This is a genomic window from Streptomyces celluloflavus, from assembly GCA_000720995.1.
In the GTDB taxonomy this organism is placed as follows: Bacteria; Actinomycetota; Actinomycetes; order Streptomycetales; family Streptomycetaceae; genus Streptomyces; species Streptomyces celluloflavus.
Genome location: JOEL01000004.1, coordinates 68,704 through 89,306, shown reverse-complemented (window position 1 = coordinate 89,306; position 20,603 = coordinate 68,704). Strand labels below are relative to the sequence as shown.

Annotated in this window: 17 protein-coding genes and 1 pseudogene; 7 read left to right on the top strand and 11 right to left on the bottom strand. The window is 69.5% G+C overall.

Going from position 1 to position 20,603, the window contains the following annotated elements:
* Nucleotides 1-8 precede the first annotated feature (8 nt).
* The 3 genes from IH09_RS05505 to IH09_RS36635 all read right to left on the bottom strand — a co-directional run bounded on the left by IH09_RS05505 (nucleotide 9) and on the right by IH09_RS36635 (nucleotide 4,168).
* Entirely contained in the window at nucleotides 9-929 is a 921-nt protein-coding gene (locus IH09_RS05505; RefSeq protein WP_275126371.1) for a phage major capsid protein, read from the bottom strand.
* The gene (locus tag IH09_RS05500) at nucleotides 896-1,339 is read right to left on the bottom strand and encodes a hypothetical protein (protein WP_052854580.1); all 444 of its coding nucleotides are present in this window, start codon (nucleotides 1,337-1,339) and stop codon (nucleotides 896-898) included. The genes IH09_RS05505 and IH09_RS05500 overlap by 34 nt, the downstream gene beginning before the upstream one ends.
* Nucleotides 1,340-2,458: 1,119 nt before the next feature.
* A complete protein-coding gene (locus IH09_RS36635) occupies nucleotides 2,459-4,168 on the bottom strand; it encodes a recombinase family protein (protein WP_190233210.1) in 1,710 nt (569 codons plus the stop codon).
* Nucleotides 4,169-4,458: 290 nt separating this feature from the next.
* On the opposite strand from IH09_RS36635, the gene IH09_RS05495 reads away from it, so the two are divergent.
* The 3 genes from IH09_RS05495 (at nucleotide 4,459) to IH09_RS05485 (ending at nucleotide 8,649) form a co-directional block, all read left to right on the top strand.
* Nucleotides 4,459-5,154 carry a DsbA family oxidoreductase gene (locus IH09_RS05495; RefSeq protein ID WP_052854578.1) on the top strand — a complete coding sequence of 232 codons (696 nt, stop codon included), beginning with the start codon at nucleotides 4,459-4,461 and terminating at the stop codon, nucleotides 5,152-5,154.
* Between the two features lie 130 nt (nucleotides 5,155-5,284).
* On the top strand, nucleotides 5,285-6,376 hold the full coding sequence (locus IH09_RS05490) for an aminotransferase class V-fold PLP-dependent enzyme (RefSeq protein WP_094795694.1): 1,092 nt from the start codon (nucleotides 5,285-5,287) through the stop codon (nucleotides 6,374-6,376).
* A 365-nt stretch (nucleotides 6,377-6,741) separates the two neighbouring features.
* Nucleotides 6,742-8,649, top strand: coding sequence for an SMI1/KNR4 family protein (locus IH09_RS05485; RefSeq protein ID WP_052854573.1), 1,908 nt, complete (start codon nucleotides 6,742-6,744; stop codon nucleotides 8,647-8,649).
* A gap of 197 nt (nucleotides 8,650-8,846) precedes the next feature.
* On the opposite strand, the gene IH09_RS05480 is transcribed toward IH09_RS05485, so the two are convergent.
* The 5 genes from IH09_RS05480 to ectA form a co-directional block, all read right to left on the bottom strand.
* Nucleotides 8,847-10,166 (bottom strand): alpha/beta fold hydrolase, encoded by a 1,320-nt coding sequence (locus IH09_RS05480; protein ID WP_052854570.1) that lies wholly within the window; start codon nucleotides 10,164-10,166, stop codon nucleotides 8,847-8,849.
* A gap of 172 nt (nucleotides 10,167-10,338) precedes the next feature.
* On the bottom strand, nucleotides 10,339-11,238 hold the full coding sequence (gene thpD / locus IH09_RS05475) for an ectoine hydroxylase (protein ID WP_052854567.1): 900 nt from the start codon (nucleotides 11,236-11,238) through the stop codon (nucleotides 10,339-10,341).
* Between the two features lie 91 nt (nucleotides 11,239-11,329).
* Nucleotides 11,330-11,734 carry an ectoine synthase gene (locus IH09_RS05470; protein ID WP_052854565.1) on the bottom strand — a complete coding sequence of 135 codons (405 nt, stop codon included), beginning with the start codon at nucleotides 11,732-11,734 and terminating at the stop codon, nucleotides 11,330-11,332.
* A gap of 102 nt (nucleotides 11,735-11,836) precedes the next feature.
* A complete protein-coding gene (gene ectB, locus IH09_RS05465; protein ID WP_052854563.1) occupies nucleotides 11,837-13,105 on the bottom strand; it encodes a diaminobutyrate--2-oxoglutarate transaminase in 1,269 nt (422 codons plus the stop codon).
* Nucleotides 13,106-13,256: 151 nt separating this feature from the next.
* Nucleotides 13,257-13,823 (bottom strand): diaminobutyrate acetyltransferase, encoded by a 567-nt coding sequence (gene ectA, locus IH09_RS05460; protein WP_190233209.1) that lies wholly within the window; start codon nucleotides 13,821-13,823, stop codon nucleotides 13,257-13,259.
* A 543-nt stretch (nucleotides 13,824-14,366) separates the two neighbouring features.
* Here ectA and IH09_RS05455 point away from each other — a divergent pair.
* Nucleotides 14,367-15,458 carry an amidohydrolase family protein gene (locus IH09_RS05455; protein WP_172451327.1) on the top strand — a complete coding sequence of 364 codons (1,092 nt, stop codon included), beginning with the start codon at nucleotides 14,367-14,369 and terminating at the stop codon, nucleotides 15,456-15,458.
* Between the two features lie 164 nt (nucleotides 15,459-15,622).
* On the opposite strand, the gene IH09_RS05450 is transcribed toward IH09_RS05455, so the two are convergent.
* Both IH09_RS05450 and IH09_RS05445 read right to left on the bottom strand, forming a co-directional pair.
* Nucleotides 15,623-16,639 carry a bile acid:sodium symporter family protein gene (locus tag IH09_RS05450; RefSeq protein ID WP_052854559.1) on the bottom strand — a complete coding sequence of 339 codons (1,017 nt, stop codon included), beginning with the start codon at nucleotides 16,637-16,639 and terminating at the stop codon, nucleotides 15,623-15,625.
* 67 nt (nucleotides 16,640-16,706) lie between these two features.
* Nucleotides 16,707-17,087: an ArsR/SmtB family transcription factor gene (locus IH09_RS05445; RefSeq protein ID WP_094795488.1), complete on the bottom strand. Its 381-nt coding sequence runs from the start codon at nucleotides 17,085-17,087 to the stop codon at nucleotides 16,707-16,709.
* 240 nt (nucleotides 17,088-17,327) lie between these two features.
* Here IH09_RS05445 and IH09_RS05440 point away from each other — a divergent pair, with 240 nt between their 5' ends.
* The 3 genes from IH09_RS05440 to IH09_RS05430 all read left to right on the top strand — a co-directional run bounded on the left by IH09_RS05440 (nucleotide 17,328) and on the right by IH09_RS05430 (nucleotide 19,873).
* Nucleotides 17,328-17,753 (top strand): hypothetical protein, encoded by a 426-nt coding sequence (locus tag IH09_RS05440; protein ID WP_110952082.1) that lies wholly within the window; start codon nucleotides 17,328-17,330, stop codon nucleotides 17,751-17,753.
* A 48-nt stretch (nucleotides 17,754-17,801) separates the two neighbouring features.
* Nucleotides 17,802-18,548 (top strand): SDR family NAD(P)-dependent oxidoreductase, encoded by a 747-nt coding sequence (locus IH09_RS05435; RefSeq protein WP_052854557.1) that lies wholly within the window; start codon nucleotides 17,802-17,804, stop codon nucleotides 18,546-18,548.
* Nucleotides 18,549-18,832: 284 nt separating this feature from the next.
* Nucleotides 18,833-19,873, top strand: a complete 1,041-nt coding sequence (locus IH09_RS05430) for an SCO1860 family LAETG-anchored protein (protein ID WP_240151080.1) — start codon at nucleotides 18,833-18,835, stop codon at nucleotides 19,871-19,873.
* Between the two features lie 203 nt (nucleotides 19,874-20,076).
* On the opposite strand, the pseudogene IH09_RS40555 reads toward IH09_RS05430, so the two are convergent.
* A pseudogene (locus IH09_RS40555) lies at nucleotides 20,077-20,511 on the bottom strand (protein-L-isoaspartate(D-aspartate) O-methyltransferase); the annotation flags it as partial.
* Between the last annotated feature and the right edge of the window lie 92 nt (nucleotides 20,512-20,603).

Below are 20,603 nucleotides of genomic sequence, written 5' to 3'. Positions count from 1 at the left end.
CGTCCTGGCTACTTGGCAGCGTTCTGAATACGGACGTGCGCGGCTTCAATGGGGAAGCCGAAGCCGACACGCATAGTGCCTTTAACAGCCACACGGTCACTGGTGAAGTAAACGGACTTATCAACATCCAGCCGAGTACCACTGCGCACGATCGTCAGCAGATCATCACGACTGACGCCGTACACAATGTCCGGCTGAACAAAGGGCGTCACATATACCGGGCGCCCGAGGACCTGCCGCCGCCCCGCCATCGTCATATCCGTATTGAGGAGACTGCGGTTCGAGTTGGCCTGATCCTTGAGCTTGGCGATATCGAGTGCAGTCGCAGCGGTCATTACCCATGCCGTGATATTTCCGCCGGCTGCTTCTGAGATGGAAACAGCCTCTTCGAACGGATCGAGATTCGCGTAGACAACCGGGGCGTCCACCTTGGAAATCCCCTTGAGCGAACCGAGCCCGGCGGGGTTCGGGTCGGTCAGCGCATTCAGGAATGCGTTATCAACGCTGTTCGATATCTGCCGGGCAATGGAGCGGCCAACCTGTTCCCCAGCGGACGGGGAACTGTCCTCCGCCATTTCCCGGCTGATGACTGTCAGACCGGCGAACTTGGAAGGCTTGATCTTGTTCTCGTCGAACTTCACATCAGAGGGTGTGATCTCGGCTCCTTCGGCGACGGCACCCACTGTCACGTCCCCTGCGAGGATCGGAATGCGGTAGACGGAACTTGCCGTGTTGACCACCGTGCCGAGCTTCATGGCCAGGGACAGTTCCTTGACGGGCTTTTCGACCAGCGCTCCGTACTCGTCGGGCAGGATGCCCTGCGTGCCGGGCGTGTTGGTGTAAATGGACATGTTTTCTCTTCTCTTCGGTGTGTCGGACTGGTCGGTTCGGCGTGTTAGCCCTGATGTCCGCGCAGTGCGGTGTTCCAGTCGGGCGTGTCGCTATTGGTGCTGCTGCGCGGCCCGCCGCCCACATCACCCCAACCGGTCGGGCGGACGGCAAGGTTGGGGCGGGACTTCAGCAGCGCATCGATCGCGGCGGTGACTCTTTCGGCGTCAACGTCACCGTTCTCGCCGAGCAGATCGGCAACCTGATGCTTTCCGAGGTCGAAAAGGTCAGAGGGAACGTCGAGGCGCTGCCGGGCCTGGTGCTCGATCTCGCGCAACACCATCGTGTCGATGCGCTTCTGTGCCGCCTCCAAACGGCTGTGCGCCTCCTCTAGGGCCTGATGGTGATCGTCGGGGGTGATCTGCTCGTCTTCGGCCGCGGGGCTCTCAGCGGGCGTGGCGGCAGTTTTGTTGTGCTCGTCCTGGTCGTGAATGTTCTCGGTGGTGTCCATGAGTCGTGGCCACCCCGCTGGCTGGTCGGGGTGGCGTCTCCTTTCGGAAGTGGTTTCGGGCATGAAAAAGCCCCCTGTGACATATCGGGGGCGGAACTGGTACTGCTATGCGGCCTGTTGGGCTACGCGCTTCCGGTAGTCAGCCTGCTTGCAGCGCCGCGAGCAGAACCTTCTAGGACGGCCTCTGCCGATCCATCCGGCAGGCTTGGAGCAATGAGCGCACCGGGCCTCTTTACGGGCCTCCTGGGTGAGCCAGGCGGCTTCCTCCAAGTCGTCCTGCATGGCCTGGCATTCGGTCCCTGCTTCGTCCGCGTAGTTGCAGAACTTCTGTCGGTGGTGCAGCGGCTCGAAAAGTTCCCCGCACAGCGCGCACGGCTTCATGGGGACGTGAGCCGGCCGGTTGCGGGCACGATGTGCTGCCTGACGGCAGGCGGGGGAGCAGTAGCGCTCCTGTCGGCCTGTCAGGTACTCACCGCAGCGTTCGCAGCGGTCGAGTTGGTCAGCGGCGGAGTAGTAGCCCATGCGGTCACCTCCTCCGACGAAGACGAATGATGATGACGTGTCACGGTGCCTCCTTCTTTCTTAGTTTTCTTATTTCTTTCTGTTTTTTGTTACGCGTCAAAAAAATTAGTAACTCGTCACTCTTCACCTCGTTCCTCTCGCTGCCTGGCGCTGCGGGCGGCCCGGTCCCGGCAGGATCGGGAGCAGAACCGAGGAGGGCGTCCACGGCCCGCGTAGGGCACGGAGTGCGGGCAGTTGGGCCCCGCACACCGAGGGGCCCCGGACAGTGCTTCAGCGGCCCGCAGGCAGGCGCCTATGAGTTGGTGTGTCCTCGGGGCCTGTTCGTCACCGCCGCAGACGAGTGCCCATGCTGCGGATTCTGCTTCTTTGAGCATGTTCACCAGGGCTATGTAGTGCGGGTTATTCATGTTCCCTCTCCGTTGTTTCACGTCGAAACGCTCGCAGAAATCGGCGGATGTGCCTTCCGTGATCGGGGCATCACGTCGTTAGTGCTGGGCGTGTACTCGTATATGTGCTGCATTAATGCGGTCCTGCATTTCTGGGCATGGAGAAGCCCCGGTAGCGTTAAGCTTTCCGGGGCTTCCACGGCGTTGTGGGCTACGCAGCTAGATGAGCGCGCCTCTTCTCCTCGACGTGGGCGAATGCTTTGTCTAGGGGTGACTCGTCAGTGTTCTTTTCTATCCAGTCGATTTTCATGCGCCTTTCGAGCGGTGTGCGATCACCACGCCCCTTTGGTGGACTCAGCACGATCTTTCTCATTGCTGCCCGGAGTAGTGCCCGCTGGCCACTAGGTCCCGCGTTTTGCCAAAGCAGGGCCAAAGGCTCCGGGTGAACCAGTGTGGTCAGGTCGGCACTCTTCGAAAGTTCCTTCAGTTCGGATTTCATGGCGGTTATCTGATCCGCAAGCTCGCGGCGCAGGGAGTCGTAGAGGGTTTCGTCCATTCCGCCGCCGATGAAGAATTCTTTCTGCAACTTGAGTTCTCGTGACGCTGCGCTTTCGAGTGCGGCCGTTACTTCCTGCTTACGCTTTTCCTTGGCGGGGTCCTTGTAGTCGAGCCACTTACGTGCGATTGCGTGGATGACGTCAGACTCCGGCGAGAGGCTGAGTATGTGGTGTTCCCACATACCTGCTATCTCCTTATCGATCCTGGCGCGGTCGGTTGACATTCCTTGGCATGACGACACGCCTTGACGCTGTCGAGCTTGGCAACGGTAGTTGATCCCGCCATTTTCCATTGGGCCTTTACAGCGTCCGCACCGGAGAATATCCGTGAGGATGGTTACGATCTCGCGCTTTCCCCGTGAGCGGTCGCCAATGGTCGTGCCCGGATGGGCGCGATCGGCAAGGATGCGTGCGATCTTCACGTGCTCTGAGAACGAAATGACACCCTCACCCAGAGAGATTGGGTGTCCCTTCTTGTCGAGTAGTGGCGTGCCGCCACGGTGGTACTTGTCGAGTTCGTTTCCGTGCTCGTCTCGCATCTTTTCCCGGTTGGCGACCAAGCCGGCCCATGTCACGGAATGCGACAGGCTGATGATCCCTGTGTCTGTCCATTTGCGCCCGTGGCGCGTACGCAGTCCCTCGCTATTGAGCTTGTTGGCTATCCAGGCTGGGGTCATGCGGTTCAGCAGGTAGACAGCAATGCGACGCGCCGTCGGGTACTCCTTTGGATTACGGGCGAGTTTGCCGGAACCTTTCGGTGAATAGAGGCCGTACGGCGCTACCCCACCTGTCCACTTACCCTCTGCCTTGTTCGCGGTGATGCTCAGCTGTGCGAACTGTGAGATATCTGCGACTTGCTCCCGCGCTTGCTCAGAAAGAATCGCAAGGATCATCCGTGACTTTGACGAATCAATCCGCTCGGCCGTGACGCAGATCCGTGCCTTTCGCGTGTCGAACTCATCCAGCAGTAGTCCAACCTGCCCCATTCCTCGGCGGGAAAGGCGACTGGTCTTGAAGACATAAAGCGTTTTGGAGAGCCCTGTCATCACTGCACCTGTGGCCTTTTCGAACTCCTCGCGCCGCACGCTCGCCTTGCTCGCGCTGCGCTGTTCGAACCACAGATGGCGAATTCTTATGTTTTCGCTGCGGGCGTGGCCACACATTTCCCGAACTTGCTGCCGCAGGGAGGTGAGGGTGTCCTTCTTCTTGCTACGACGTAGGTACATCTCTGCCAAGTCGAAGGGGTCACCAGTAGCAGGCTCCCAGAGCCTCAATTCCTGCAACTCGTCATCTTCGAATCCGAGCGAGCGCAGCGTGGTGAGATCGTCGCGTTCCATGGCCATCCGTTCGCCGAAGGTGACCACCTCCTGATTCTGCGGCGTCGTGTGGGTTGCCCCTGGTAGGGACCGGGGGTGGTAGGGACCGGGGGATTCCCCCCTGGTCATGGAGGGAGGGCGGAGGTTTCCCGCCCCACTGAGTCGTGGAGAGCGGGAAGTTCCTTCCTCTACTCCCTGTAGGGAGCGGAGGTCGCTCCCGGACTCATGTGGGGGAGCGGACCTTGCCCCGGACCTATGTGGGGAGCGGACCTTGCCCCCTACTCTTTTGTAAGGACCAAGACATTCCCGTGCACACGTTTCCGCAGGTCAGACGTGGTATGGCTCCGTTAGTCCACGGGTGCCCCTGGTGCTACATAGGCAAGGCCCGCTTCGAAGCGGGGCTGGCCGCGTTCGCGCACCGTGATGCGGTCGAGGTGGTGCACCGCTCGTTCGAGCTGGACGCGGACGCGCCGGCCGCCACCGACATACCGATTCTGGACATGCTCGCCACGAAGTACGGCGTGACCCGTGAGCAGGCCGAGGCCATGGAGGCCAAGGTTGCCGAGGCGGCGGCCGGTGAGGGGCTCGGCTACCGCTCCGACCGGATCCACGGCAACACCTTCGACCTGCACCGGCTGCTGCACCTGGCCAAGGAGCACGGCGTGCAGGACGCGCTGCTCCAAGCCTTCTACCGGGCCAACTTCGCCGAGGCCCGGCCGCTGGGCGACGCCGCCGTTCTCGGTGAGATCGCCACCGGCGCGGGACTGCCCGCCGACGCCGTCGCGCGGGTGCTGGCCGACCCGGACGCGTACGCGGACGCGGTACGGGCCGACGAGCGCGAGGCCGCGCAGCTGGGCGCGGGCGGGGTGCCGTTCTTCGTCATCGACCGGCGCTACGGCATCTCCGGCGGCCAGCCCGCCGACGTCTTCCGCCAGGCGCTGGAGCGCGCCCACGCGGAGGGCGTCGTCCAGATCCTGCCGACCGGCGACGCCGAGGTCTGCGGGGACGACGGCTGCGCCGTACCCGGGAAGTGACCGTGCCCGGGAAGTGACCGCGGGCCGGCCCGCCCGCATCCGCTCCGACCGGAGCGGATGCGGAAGGCTTGCGGGCCGGCCGGGCGGAGATGTCATGGACGGGGCACCGCGCGTCGAGCAGAGTGGGGGCATGCAGCGACGCGCGCCACTGGGCGGGGCGGAATTCGCGCCCGAGACGACCTATCTGAACTCCGCTTCCAGCGGACTGCTCCCGATGCGCACCAGGACCGCACTGCACGCGGCGGTCGACGAGTCCGCCTCCTACGGCACCATGGGCCGCGACTACTTCGGCCCGGCCGCGGCCTCCCGGGCCGCCTTCGCCCGGCTGCTGGACATCCCCGCGGAGCGCGTCGCCGTCGGCAGCTCCGTCGCGGTGCAGTCCGCGTTCGTCGCCGGCACGCTCCCGCCGGGCGCCGAAGTGCTGGTTCCCGAGGGCGATTTCAGCTCTCTGGTCAATCCGTTCGCCGCGCACCCCGGCGTCCAGCTGCGTACCGTGCCGCTGGCGGAGCTCGCCGGGGCGGTCCGGCCGGACACCGCGCTCGTCGCCTTCAGCGCAGTGCAGTCGCTGGACGGTGCGATCGCGGACCTGGCGGCGGTCCGGGCCGCGGCGCGGGCGCACGGCGCGCGCACCTACCTCGACATCACCCAGGCCGCGGGCTGGCTGCCGCTGCGCGCGGACGACTTCGACTTCGTCGTCTGCGGGGCCTTCAAATGGCTGCTGTGCCCGCGCGGCACCACCTTCATGGCGTTCGGCGGGAACGGGACCGGCGGCGGCCACGGGGACCGGGACGCCGCCGGGGCGTGGCCGGCCGCGCTGCACGCGGGCTGGGTGGCGGGCGAGGAGCCGGGTGAGTCCAGCTACGGTCCGGTCCTGCGGCCGGCCACCACCGCCCGGCGCTTCGACGAGCCGCACGCCCACTACTCCTACCTCGGCGCCGCGCAGTCCCTGGCGCTCTTCGAGGAACTCGGCGTCACCACCGTCCACGCCCACAACACCGCGCTGGCCGACCACTACCGCGCCGGCCTCACCGCCCGCGGTCTCACCCCGCGCCCGGCGCCCGGCTCGGCGATCGTCTCCACCCCCGGGCTCGCGGACGCGGAGCGACGGCTGACCGAGGCGGGCGTACGGATCTCGGTGCGCGGCGGACTGCTCCGGGCGTCGTTCCATCTCTACAACTCCACCGCGGACGTGGAGCGGCTGCTGGCACTGCTCGACGGCTGACTTCCGTGCGGCGTCCGGTGGGGCGGGCTCTCCTCGCCCCACTGGACGGCTGCCCCAAGGGAGTCGGCCGGCGCGGACTGCGCCGGGAATCCCCGCCCCGGTGTGTCGTGCATCTGAAGGCTGCGCTGCTGGGTGCGGGTGACCAGCGGGACGAACTGTGAGTCTTCACGGCGTGCGGCGAGATGGTGTAGACCCCACCTTCCGTTTTCCTTGCCAGGGGCCGCACCACTTGTGGCCTTTGGCCCGACCGTTCAGGTGTCGTGGGGCGCGAGAACGTCGTCGGGTCGGCCTGAGAAGTATCGGCGGCAGCCCATGCCGCCAGGCATCACAGGGCAGTGTCAGTGGTGGGTGGCAGCATCGGACGCATGACGAATGCGACACCGTACGACTGGCGGCCGTTCCTGCTCAGATGGAGTGAGGAGTGGTCAGATTCCCTGCCCGATGACGAGTCGCGGAGTGCGGAGGATGAAGCCGCCCGGCGGGATCGGTGGTTGGGGTTCCCGCCCGCATCCGAGGAGCGGATCGCAGCGATGGAGGAGCGCCTCGGCCGACGAATGCCTCCGTCGTACCGGGAGTTCCTCAAGGTCAGCGACGGGTGGCGGCACGCCGGCGGGTTCGTCTGGCTGTTGGCGGGGAGCACGGACGCGCGCTGGCACAACAACGAGTCCGAGCTCGCGGAAATTTTCGAGGAGCACCTGGACGACGACGCCGGACCCGACGAGCGGCGGGATGCGGATATCTGGCGGCGCGGGCTCCAGCTCGACGTCGAGTCCGACATCACCCACGTCCTCTTGGATCCCGAGGACGTGGACGAGGATGGTGAGTGGGCCGTGTACATATGGGCGAGCTGGCGGGCCGAACCACCCGAGCGGTACGCGAACTTCGTCGAGTTCATGCGGGACATGCACCGGGAGTTCCACAGCCTGAGGGCACGCTCGGCCGACGGGGAGCCGGAGTTCGCCAACGACACGACGCGAGAGCTGGACGCCCTGGTGGAGCAGTCCCGGCTGGAGGTGCTGCGCGGCAATTGGGAACGGGCCGGGCACGCGTTGGACGAGGCGAAGGGGTACGGCAGACCGCGGGCCGCCGGGTTGGGTGACCAGATACGCCGCCTGCTCGGACAGACCTACGCGGTGTACTTCGAGGGCGTGGTGACCGACCCGCGGTACGCGCCCGAGCTGCTGCCGGCGCTGGTCGCCGAGCACGCGGCGAACTCGTACAGGGACGACTCCACGCTGATGTTCAGCCTGCGGGGAGCTGGTGACGACGTGGTGTCGCTGGCCTACGCGACGCTGGAGCAGATACGCAACGGCACGTACCGGTACACGGCGGCCGGACCGTTCGGGGAAGCGGTCGAACGGGCACGGGAGCTGGCTCGGTGGGGCAACACCGACGGGGCATGGCGAACGCTGATGGACGCTCTGCCGGTATGGCAGCCGCTGGGCCCCGACCACCTGGCGCCGCTGGGATGGGTGGCCGACCCCGTGCTCGGACCCCTGCTGACCCCGGAACGGGGCCGCGAACTGCTGTCCACCCCCAGAGGCGGGCAGACGGGCGAGGCACCGAGCCCGCCGGCCGGCCTCGACCCGGACAATCTGGCGTGGCTCGCGGACCCGGACCCTCACGGCAACCTCACGTCCTACCGGTTCGTCCTGGTCGAAGGTGTGAAGCCGGAGGATCTTCCCGGACGCCTCGCGGACGGTGACGAGGCAACGATGGACGATCCCATGACTCCCGATGAAGCGCGCCACCGATTGCTCCGCGGAAAGAGGGAGTTCTCGTCCTACGACGACAAGGCCCTCATGGCGGTCGGCCGGGCCGGCACTTGTTGGAGCTTCGCCTTCGACAGCGACCCTGCGCATTTCGACCCGCGGCGGTTCGTCTCCCCGGCCGCGGCCGCCAGCGCGGGCACCCGCGCGGTGGTCGTGTGGAGCGGCCTGAGGACCTGGCGCGGGGAACCGTTCTTCCACCTTTCCGTGGCTCAGGACGGTGTCGAGCAGTACGCCTTCACGTATGCGGACGGAGAGATACGCCGGACCGGGGAGATACCACGGGCACTGGACCCGGACCGGTTCTTCGGCTCCCGGGAGGAGGGCACCGAGGCGGAACGGCCGCTACTGGAGGCCGTGACCGGCGAGTTCGGTGTCCACCTGCCGCGCCACGCGATCACGCACGGACGGCTGCACACGTTCACCACCCGCTCATGGACGCGGCCGTCGGGAAACGGGGAGGCGTACACCGTGGTCACCATGAACTGGGATGCCGAGCGCTGACCGGCAAAGCCCCGTGCCGAGCGGGAACGGAGAAGCCGGATACGCAGAACCCGAGAACGAAGAATCCGACTGAAGCCCGGCGCTTGCGGCGAGCCCCGACGAGTCCCGACAAGCGGGCAGCCGCCCGGACCGGCCCCCGGGCGGGGCGCGACCGGCGCCCCGCCCCACCCCCGCACCTCAGACGCCCCCGCGCCCCCTCACAGCTCCCCGCGTACCGTTCTGATCAGCCGGTCGAGTACCGCGCCGTCGCTCACGCGGAGTCCGTCGTGCTCCCACTCGTTGGTCACCCACGTCCGCAGTCCGCGGATGCGCTCCGCGGTTCGCAGGGAGTGGGTGGTGTCGACGTACATATCGTCGAAGTAGACCGCGGCGGCGGCCGGTACCTCGTTGGCGGCCAGTCGTTCGGTGTCGTACAGGTCGGGCCAGTCCGTCCGCTCGGCCAGCGCCTGTGCGGTCTCCTTCAGGGGGCGCAGCGCCGGGTCGGTGTCGAAGAGCCAGGGGTACATCATCTCGCCGGTGAAATACAGCGGTCCGTCGCCGGCCAGCGCGGTGTCCACATCGAAGGCGGCGTCCGTTTCGAGGCCGTCCCGCACCCGTTGCGCCGCCCAGCCGGTCGGGCCCGGGTCCACCGACCGCTGTCCGTAGATCGTCTCGTGCAGCAGCGCGAAGAGCGGGGTGGTGGCGTGCGAGAGATGTCCCTGGACGGCGTGCAGGAACGCGTCGGCGAGTTCGGGGCCCGCGGGGCCGGTCACCCATGCCTCGTTGATCAGGTGGTGCAGGGTGGGCGAGCCGTTGCCGCTGCCCAGCATCAGGCCCAGCGCCTGGAACGCCTCGGCCGTCAGCAGTCCGCCGCCCGGCAGCCGTACCTCGTGGGCGCGCAGATGTGCCGCGATCCGGCGGACGGCCGGTACGTCCTCGGGGAAGCGGGCGTAGTGCGCGGCGTTCTTCCGGGCGACCCGCGGGTACGCCGCCCGGTAGACGTCCGCCGCGCTCGCGTCCGTCCCCGGCAGCCCGCCCGTCACATACGCCTCGCGCAGCCCCTCGGGCGCCTGCGAGAGATAGGTGACGGTGCAGAAACCGCCGAAGCTCTGGCCCAGCACGCTCCACGGGGTGTCGTCGCCGGCCAGCCGGCGGCGGAACGTCTCGGCGTCCCGCACGATCGCGTCGGCGCGGAAGTGCGCCAGATACGCGGCCTGTTCGCCGGGGCCGCCGCGCAGCGGGAGTGTCTGCCGGTTGGCGGGCGTCGAGCGGCCGGTGCCGCGCTGGTCCAGCAGCAGGACGCGGTAGTCGTCCAGCACCCGGGACAGCCAGGATTCGCGCCCGAGCGGCCGCGGCGCCGGGCAGCCGGGGCCGCCCTGCAAGTACACCAGCCACGGCAGTTCCGCCCGTTCGCGCCCGGCGGCCACCACCTCGCGGCCGTACACCTCGATCCGCTCACCGCCCGGTTCGTCGTGGTCCAGGGGCACTTCCAGTACGTGGTCGGTCAGCACGACCCCGGGCAGCCGCTGCACACTCATGACGTCTCTCCTCGCCTTCGCTCCACCGCGCGGCACACCGGCCGCCCGGCCCGGTGCCCACCGCGGCGGGTCCGGACCCCTGGTCAGGCGTCAGGCTAACGACGCGGACCGCCGCCCCGGGCCTCGGGGCGGCGGTCCGTACCGTCGACCTGGTGCGGCAGCGGCGAGCGGGCTACCGCACCGGCGTGAAGTCGCGGGCGCCGATGTACTCCGGGCGCCGGATCGGCGCCGCGAACGGCTCCACCGCGGTGTTCTCCACGCTGTTGAAGACGAGGAACACATTGCTGCGCGGGTACGGCGTGATGTTGTCGCCGGAACCGTGCATGGCGTTGCAGTCGAACCAGGTCGCCGAGCCGGCCCGGCCGGTGAACAGGCGGATGCCGTGCCGGTCCGCCATCTTCGTCAGCGTCTCGTCCGACGGGATGCCCGCGTCCTGCATCTGGAGGGATCTCTTGTAGTTGTCCTTCGGCGTCTCGCCCGCGCACCCCACGAAGTCGTGGTGGGAACCGGGCATGATCATCAGGCCGCCGTTGGTGTCGAGGTTCTCGGTCAGCGCGATGGAGACGGACACGGTGCGCATCCGCGCCAGACCGTCCTCCGCGTGCCAGGTCTCGAAGTCCGAGTGCCAGTAGAAACCGGAGGCGCCGAACCCGGGCTTCACATTGATCCGCGACTGGTGGATGTAGACGTCCGAGCCGAGGATCTGCCGGGCGCGGCCGGCCACCCGCGGATCGCGGACCAGCCCGGCGAACACCTCGCTGATCCGGTGCACTTCGAAGACGGACCGTACGCTCCCCGTCTTCGGCTCGATGATCGAACGCGGGTCGGCGCGCGTCGCCGGGTCCAGCACGAGCCGGTCCAGTTCGGCGCGGTAGACCGCGACTTCGTCCGCCGTCAGCAGGTCACCGACGGCGCAGAAGCCGTCGCGGGCGAAGTCGCTCAGCTCGGTCGGCCGGAAGGGGCCGGCCGAGCCGGGCGGTGACCACACCACCGGGTCCTCCCGCGGGGTGATCGTCTCGGTGGCCCCACGGGACGGGTAGCGGTCGGCGGTGCGCTCGGGTGCGGTGGTCATATGGGCCTTCCTCTCCTCTCGTACATGCTCTCGGCCAGGTATCCGGGGTGTGTCCTCCTCGGCCGCCGCACGGGGCGGGCGGCAATGCGCCTCAGACCGTTTCGGGTTCGGTGAGCAACGGGTAGACGCCGTTCTCGTCGTGGTCCTCGCGGCCGGTGACCGGGGGGTTGAAGACACAGACGCAGCGGAAGTCGGTCTTGGGCCGCATGGTGTGCTTCTCATGGCCGTTGAGCAGGTACATCGTGCCCGGCGAGATCCAGTGCTTCTCGCCGGTCTCGTCGTTGGTGAGCTCGGCCTCGCCCTCCACGCACAGGACGGCCTCGATGTGGTTCGCGTACCACATCGAGGTCTCGGTTCCCGCGTACAGGATGGTCTCGTGCAGCGAGAAGCCGACGCGCTCCTTGGCGAGCACGATGCGCTTGCTCTCCCAGGTGCCGGAGGCGGCCCTGACGTGGCGGTCGGTGCCTTCGATGTCCTTGAAGGATCGGACGATCACGGTGAGTCGGTGCCTTTCTGTGGAACGGCTGTACGGGACGGGTGCGGTGGGCGCGTGCGGTGAACGGGGCGGCCGGCCGGGGGTGCCGGGTGGCCGGGTCCGTCAGACGCAGTCGCGGACCGCGCGGGCGAGGGTGCGAAGGCCCTCGTCCAGTTCCTCGGGGGTGGTCGTCAGCGCGGGCAGCAGCTTGACGACCTCGCTCTCCGGGCCGGAGGTCTCGATGAGCAGACCCAGCTCGAAGGCGCGCTTGGCGATCGTGTTGGCGCGGCTCTTGTCCACGCACTCCAGGCCCCACACCAGTCCGCGGCCGCGGTACTCGGAGATGGCGTCCGGGTGCTCCTCGACGATGGCCTTCAGATGGGACTCGACGATCTCGCCGCGGGCGAGCGTCTGCTTCTCCATCTGGCCGTCGGCCCAGTACGCGTCCAGCGTGGCGGCGGCGGTGACGAAGGCCGGGTTGTTGCCGCGGAAGGTGCCGTTGTGCTCGCCCGGCTCCCATACGTCCAGCTCGGGCTTGAAGAGGGTGAGCGCGAGCGGCAGACCGTAGCCGCTGATGGACTTCGAGACGGTGACGATGTCCGGCACGATGCCCGCCTCCTCGAAGGAGAAGAACGCGCCGGTGCGGCCGCAGCCCATCTGGATGTCGTCCACGATCAGCAGCATGTCGCGGCGCTCGCACAGCGCGGCGAGGGCGCGCAGCCATTCGGCGCGGGCGACGTTGATGCCGCCCTCGCCCTGGACGGTCTCGACGATCACCGCGGCGGGCTGGTTCAGACCCGAACCCTGGTCCTCCAGCAGCCGCTCGAACCAGAGGAAGTCCGGGATCTGGCCGTCGAGGTAGTTGTCGAACGGCATCGGGGTGCCGTGCACCAGCGGGATACCGGCGCCGGCCCGTTTGAAGGCGTTGCCGGTGACGGCCAGCGAGCCCAGCGACATGCCGTGGAAGGCGTTGGTGAAGGACACGATCGACTCGCGGCCCTTGACCTTGCGGGCCAGTTTCAGCGCGGCCTCGACGGCGTTGGTGCCCGTCGGGCCCGGGAACATGACCTTGTAGGGCAGGTCGCGCGGCCGCAGGATGATGTTCTGGAAGGACTCCAGGAACGCCCGCTTGGCCGTGGTCGACATGTCCAGGCCGTGGGTGATGCCGTCCCGCTCGATGTAGTCGATCAGGGCGCGCTTGAGGACCGGGTTGTTGTGGCCGTAGTTGAGCGATCCGGCCCCGGCGAAGAAGTCGAGGTAGACGTGGCCGTCCTCGTCGAAAATCCGGCTGCCCTGCGCGCGGTCGAAGACGGTCGGCCAGCCGCGGCAGTAGCTGCGTACCTCCGACTCCACGGTCTCGAAGACGCTCAGATCGGGCTGGGTGATGGTCACAGCATGCTCCTGGGAGATGAAGTGGCGAACGGAGTGGAAGTCTGCGGGGCGGGCGGCCGGATGCGGCGCTCTCACGGGGCGCGCCCTTCCCGTGCGGCGGACGCGGGACCCGAACGGCCTACCCGGGGCGGCCGCGCGCCCGGTCCGGCCGTCAGTGCCCGGGGCCGGGCGGAAGGGCGAACGGCCCGATGAGGTGCAGCACCTCCGGCTCGTGGCCCTGCCCGGGGAAGAGCTCCGCGTCGAAGAGCACCTCGCGCCTGAGCGGTACGCCGTGGCGCTCGGCGAACGACGCGAACAGCCGGTTGGAGGCGTCGTTGTGGGGGGTGACGGTGGTCTCGACGCGGCGGACGCCCCAGTCGCGTACGGCGCGGGCGGTCAGTCCGTCCAGCAGCGCGGCCGCCAGCCCCCGGCCGCGGTGCGCGTCGTCGACGGCGACCTGCCACACGACGAGGGTCTCCGGGTGCTCGGGGCGGCGGTAGCCGGTGACGAAGGCGGCCGGTTCGCCCGCCGCGTCGCGTGCCACGACGGAGGTGGCGGCGAAGTCGCGACACCACAGCAGGTAGCTGTAGGAGGAGTTGAGGTCCAGGGTCCGGGAATCGCGGGCGATGCGCCAGATTGCGGCTCCGTCCGCCACCCGAGGGGTGTCGAACTTGAAGCCCTCAGGCAATTCCCTGAAATCGGTACGGGCGCCTGCATGGTCTGCTTGTGCGGCGGTCATGGAAATTAAATTTACCCAGGGAAAAAGGAAATTGCATCGCGGGCAGAGGTTACGCAAGTCGTGTTGCTGTGTTATCGCGCGGGTGCGCCCGAGCGCGCGTTGTGGCTGCAAGATGTACGGTTTTGACCAGGAGGTTCGGGGTGAAACGGGCGCGCTGTGGGGTCGGTCACAGGTCCGTAACACCCGGGGAAGCCATCCGAATTACGGTGCCGGAGGCTAGCGGAATCTTAGCGTTTGAGCTGCGGAAAAGCGGGCAGGAGAATACGGGGAGCTGCGCTTCTGAAGAATTGTGAATTTGCCTGCGGAAGGTGCCGTGGAAGCGCATCGCAAGGCGCTTCGGAAGGTCCCCCGAAAGGCGTGCGAGAAGTTGCGCGGAAAGGAATGGCGGGGAACGGGAGAGCAAAGCGGCGCCGACGCCCGGGCGGGGCGGGAAATCGGCCACGGAACGGGCCCGCGGAAATGCGCGGGAGCCCGCCGCGGAGCCCGCCGGACGGCCGGGTCCACCTCCGGTGGCGCGCCGCATAGGGTGCGTCCATGATGGCGATGAGTGACGGTGCGGTGCTGCACCTCAAGGGGAGGGTCCTCGTCGGCCCGGAGGATGTGCGCGACGAACTCTGGGTCGTCGGCGGCCGGGTGACGTACGACCGGCCGGTCGCGGCGCGGGAGGTCACGACCGTCCAGGGGTGGGTGCTGCCGGGCCTGGTGGACGCCCACTGCCATGTGGGGCTGGACGCCGACGGACCGGTGGACGACCCCACCAGCGAGAAGCAGGCGTTGACCGAACGCGACGCGGGCGCGCTGCTGCTGCGCGACGCCGGATCGCCCTCCGACACCCGCTGGATCGACGACCGTGAGGATCTGCCGCGGATCATCCGCGCGGGCCGGCACATCGCCCGCACCCGCCGCTACATCCGCAACTACGCCCATGAGATCGAGCCGGCGGACCTCGTCGCCTATGTCGCCCAGGAGGCCCGGCGGGGCGACGGCTGGGTCAAGCTCGTGGGGGACTGGATCGACCGCTCGACCGGCGACCTGGAGGCGTGCTGGCCGCGCGGCGCCGTCGCGGCGGCCATCGCCGAGGCGCACCGCCTCGGCGCCCGGGTGACCGCCCACTGCTTTGCCGAGGACACCCTCGCACCGCTCGTCGAGGCCGGTATCGACTGCATCGAGCACGCCACCGGCCTCACCGAGGAGACCATCCCGCTGTTCGCCGAGCGCGGTGTCGCCATCGTCCCCACGCTCGTCAACATCGCGACCTTCCCGCAGCTCGCGTCGGGCGGCGAGGCGAAGTTCCCGCGCTGGGCGGACCATATGCGACGGCTGCACGAGCGCCGCTACGACACCGTGCGGGCGGCATACGACGCGGGCGTGCCCGTCTTCGCCGGTACGGACGCGGGCGGCTCGCTCGCGCACGGTCTGGTCGCCCAGGAGGTCGCCGAGCTGCGGAAGGCCGGTCTGCCGGCCGTCGCCGCGCTCTCCGCGACGACCTGGGGCGCCCGGGACTGGCTGGGCCGGCCGGGCCTGACCGAGGGCGCCCCCGCCGACCTGGTGGTCTACGAGGCCGATCCGCGCCAGGACGTACGGGTGCTGGCCGCACCCCGCCGGGTGGTGCTGCGCGGGCGGGTGATCGGCTGAGGGGCCGGTGGCGGGGCGGGCCCGTGGCGGCTGGCCCGGTGGCGGTTCATCCAGTGGCCGGACCGGCGCGGCGCTCGGACCGGTGACCGCCGGTCCGGCCACCGGGCTTCGTCCTGCCGCGCCCCGCTCGCTCCGTCCCGCCCGCCCCGTGGCGACCCGCGGTGCTACCTGGTGCGGCGCTCGGTGCGGGCCATCCAGGCCGCGACCACCGCGCCCGAGACGTTGTGCCAGACGGAGAAGACCGCCGCGGGCAGCGCCGCCGCCGGACTGAAGTGCGCGGTGGCCAGCGACGCGGCCAGGCCGGAGTTCTGCATGCCGACCTCGAAGGCCATCGCCCGGCTCGCGGGGCGGCCCAGCCGGGCCAGCTTCCCCGCCCCGTAACCGAGCGCCAGCCCGAGCCCGTTGTGCAGCACCACCGCGAGCAGCACCAGCGCCGCCGCGTCCTTGATCAGCGCGGCGCTGCCCGCGACCACGGCCAGCACGATGGCCGCGATGGTCACGGCGGAGAGCCACGGCAGGGCGCCGAGCACCTTGTCCACGTAGCGGCCCGCGACGACCCGGACCAGCAGCCCGGCCGCGACCGGCAGCAGCACCGTCTTGAGGATGTCGGTCACCATGACCCCGGCGTCCACGTCCAGGAACTGCCCGGCGAGCAGCAGCGTCAGCGGGGGAGTGATGAGCGGGGCGAGCACCGTGGAGACGGTGGCGACGGAGACCGAGAGCGCGACATCGCCGCGGGCCAGGAACGTGACGACGTTGGACGCGGTGCCGCTGGGCGCGCAGCCGACGAGGATCACCCCCGCCGCGAGCTGCGGCGGCAGATGCAGCACGGTCGCGATCAGCCAGCCCAGCCCCGGCATGATCACGTAATGCGCGACCAGGCCCAGGCCCACCGCCCAGGGCCGCTTGGCGACCGCGGTGAAGTCCGGCAGGGTCAGCGTCAGCCCCATCGAGAACATCACCACGCCGAGCAGCCACGGCACCGCGGGCGCCCAGCCGGTGAAGTGCGCGGGCCACAGCAGCCCGATCGCGCCGGCGGCGATCACCAGCAGCGGGAAGACCGTTACCGCCCGGCGCGCCGCCCGGTCGGAGGCGGGCAGGTCGCCCGGGGGTGCGGGCCGCGCCGGTGTCGCGGGGCCGGTGGCCGGATCCGGTCTCTGGTTCGTCTGCTCGGTTGACACGGCGGCACCTTATCCGTCATGTCCGTGTACGAGACAACGGATTCCGGATCGTGGACACCGTCCGGCGTCAGCGCCGCGCCTCGGCGTCCGCCGCGGACGCCCGCAGCAGCGCGTCGAGCAGCCCGGGGAAGCGCTCTTCCAGGTCCGCCCGGCGCAGCGAGATATAGCGTTCCCGGCCGATCTTGCGGGTGTGTGTCCAGCCGGCGGTCCGCAGGATCCGGAAGTGGTACGAGCCGGTGGCCCGGGTGACCGGCAGTTCGATGTCGCCGCAGCCCGCCTCGCCGTCCGCGGCGAGCCGCCGGACGATCCGCTGGCGCAGCGGATCGCTGAACGCCTGGAGGAGGCCGCCGAGGCAGAGTTCGGCGGTGGCCGGCTGGTCGGCGTCGGCCGGCGGGGAGGACTCGGGCGGCACGGCGGCGAGGGCGGCCGGGCCGGTGACGGAGGGCATGTTTAGAAGACTCTCTAACTGAGTGGTAGTGTCCGCGGAGCGTCGATACTTCGACGTTCCTCTAATTGTTGTCCCGGCGCAACCGGCACCCGGTGCGCAACCGGAACCCCGCGCGGCCGGTGCCGCGGCGCCCGGTGCCGGCGCCCGGTCCGACGGTGTCCCGATACCCACCTCCTGGCACGTCCCGATGCCGTCCGGCATCTGCGGATATCCGCCGGCCTACTCTCCACGAGGTTGTACATGTCCCGTGCTTCCCATGCTCCCGCCCCCGTCCCCGCCGACACCCCGGCCCCGGGGGCAGGTACTCCAGCCTCGGGCGAGGCCCCGCTGCGCACGCTCTTCTGCATCGGCGTGACGCAGGAGTTCTTCAACGCGGACGACGCGACCCGCGCCGACGTGGCCGCCGCCATCACGCCCGCCTTCGACCGGCTCGCCGAGCGCTTCGGGGTACGGGTGCTCGGCACGCTGGACGACGATCAGCTGATGGTCGGCGCGGCCACCGGCTGGCCGTGGACCTCCTACATTCTCGCCGACGTCCCCGACCTGGCGACCGTCTCCGAGATCTGCGGCATCGTCCGCGCCACCGAGACCGGCACCGGGCGGCTCTGGCGCTATCTGCGCATCGAGGCCCGCGTCGGTCGCCCGCTGTTCTTCGGCACCGCCTGACCGGCCGCCGCCCCGCCCTCCGTCCACCACTCCCGAAGGACCCGCCTCATGCTCGACACCGGTCTCGCCGGCCGCACCGTACTGATCACCGGCAGTGCCCAGGGGCTCGGCGCCGCCCTCGTCCGCGCCTTCCACGCCGAGGGCGCGTACATCGCGGCGCTGGACATCGACGACGCGGCCAACCGCGCACTGGCCACCGGCCTCGACCCCGACGGGGAGCGCGTCCTGCCGGTCCGCGCCGATCTGCGCGATCCCGGTGCGATCGACGCCGCCTACGCGACCGTCCGCGCCTGGCGCCCGGTCGACGTCCTGGTCAACAACGCGGCCCGGCCGCTGGCCAAGACGCTGTGGGAGATCACACCCGAGGAGTGGGACGAGGTGTTCGCGGTCAATCTGCGCGCCGTCTTCCTCCTCACCCGGGCCGTCGCCGCGGATATGCGCGAGCGCGGTTTCGGCCGCATCGTCAACATGGCCTCCCTCGCCGGCCAGACGCCCCGGCCGACCGGTGCCGCGTACGGCACCTCCAAGGCCGGGCTGATCTCGCTGACCCGCGTCTTCGCCGCCGAACTGGCCGCGCACGGCGTCACGGTGAACGCCGTCGCCCCCGCGATGATCGATACGCCGATGGTCCGCTCCGTCGGCCCGGACGCCCTCGCGGAGCTCGTCGCGCAGGTGCCGCTCGGGCGGATCGCCACCCCCGAGGAGGTCGCCCGGGTCGCCGTCTTCCTCGCCTCTCAGGAGACGTTCGCCACCGGCGCCACCTACGACGTCAACGGCGGCACCCTGATGCGGTGACGGGGCGGGCGCGGTACCGGGTGGCAGGGTCTTACAGGGCCTTGTAGGGCGGTGCGGCTGGGACGTGGGTGATGTGCCGTGTCGCGGGATTCGAATATGGGCGCGGAAACCACCCTTTGGGATGAACTCACCTCACGTGGCTGCCCGTTCACCCTCAGTGCGTACAGGATGTGCGGGTCGAGGTCGTCGGCACGCGTGATGTCCCCCATTGGCGCGGCCGGCGGCTCCACTTCTCTTGTGGGGGTTCCACACACGTGTTCACCAGTTCCATCAGCTCCTTCGGCATGCCCGGACGCCGGACGGCCGGTCCCGCCGCCCTGCCGCCGGTCCGCCGTCCCGCCCGTCGGCTCGCCGCGGCCTTCGCCGCCACCGCGCTCGCGGCCGGCCCCGCCCTGCTGCTCGGCGCCGCGCCCGCACAGGCCACCGGCCACGACACGGTCGACGGCACGTCCGGCGCGGTCGTGCTCCGCACCGGCCTGGACATCGGGCTGCTCAACAAGTCGGTCCACGTCCCGCTGCACGTCGCCCTGAACGAGGTGCACGCACCGGCCTCCGCCGACAAGACCGCGCTCACCGTCAACCTGGACGGCATCGACGGCGGCAAGCCGTTCAGTGTGCTGCACGCCGACGCGGCCGCCGCGCGCGCCGTCGCCGACCGGCACAAGACCGAGGGGTACGCCCACGTGGTGCACGCCAAGGTCCAGCTCCCCGGCCTGGGCCTGCCCCTGGCCGAGGTCCAGCAGGTCACGGCCAAGGCGGTGTGCGAGGCGGGGCAGCAGCCGCGGGCCGAGTCGGAGGTGCTGGGCAGCGTCGTCGTCCTGGGCAAGAAGGTCACGCTCGCCGCGGGCGGCACGACCGACGTCAAGGTGCCCGGGGTCGGCGACGTACGGCTCGACCTGTCGAAGAAGAGCGTCACGTCCCACGGCGCCGCGGCCACCGCACTCGACCTCAATGTCGCCATCAACCCGCTGAAGCTCAATGTCGCGGAGATCAGCGGACGGGTGACCCTCGTCCAGGCCACCTGCACCGCACCGCACACCAAGGCGCCCGGGAACAACGGAACCGGTGGCACCTCCGGCGGGAGCGACGGCGGCACGTCCGGTGGCACCTCCGGGGGGAGCGACGCCGGGACGTCCGGCGGCAAGGGCACCCAGGTGAACACCCCGTCCGGCACCCGTCCGGGGACCCAGAACCTCGCCGAGACCGGCGCCGGTTCGACCACCCCGTATCTCGTCGGCGGCGCGGCCGTGCTGCTCGCCGCGGGCGCCGGAGCCGTCGGCTTCGCACGCCACCGCAGGAACGCCGCGCAGGGCGACCGCGGCTGACGGACCCGTACCCCGGACCGGCGCTGTGGGGGCGCCGGACACGGGTACGGCCCGCGGCACACCGGGCGGAACCGGAAACGGCCCGCCCGGTGCGCCGCACCCCTCGCCGGGGCCCTGCCGGAGCGTGGTCCGGTGGAGCCCCGGCGAGGTCCCTGATGACGCACCGTGGCCGGACGGGGCGTCGGGTCCACGTCCACGCTGGTCACGTTCTCGTCCCCGAAGCGGCGGGCGAACAGACCGGCGGAGTAGCCGGAGCCCGTCCCCACGTCCAACACCTTGTGGCCGGGCTTGACGTCGAGCCGATGCGCCATGGACACGATGAGCCCCGGCAGGGTGGACGACGACGTGGGATCACCCTTGCCGCGCTCGCCCGGGACGGCGTGGTCGGCGTGTGTGGGACCGACGCGGGTCACCAGCGTTTCGTCGGTGTACGCGGCGCGCAGCCGCTCGGGGGAGTCCTCGGCGAGGTCTACCAACTCCCATTCCCGGGCCGGGCTGTTGGGGATGCGCCGCCACCAGCGTGGGACCAGCAGGTGACGGGGGGTGCTGCGCACGGCGTCATGCCATGCGGGGGCGCCGGCGGTCACCTCGTCGGCGAGTGCTTCGGCTGCTCCGGTCCATGTGGGCGCTTCGGTCATGCGGGGAATGTGGACCACGCCCGACGCCTGATCCAGCGCCCCGCCGTACGGCGTCCACCACCCCTCGGGGCTGCCCTCGTACGGAGTGCCGG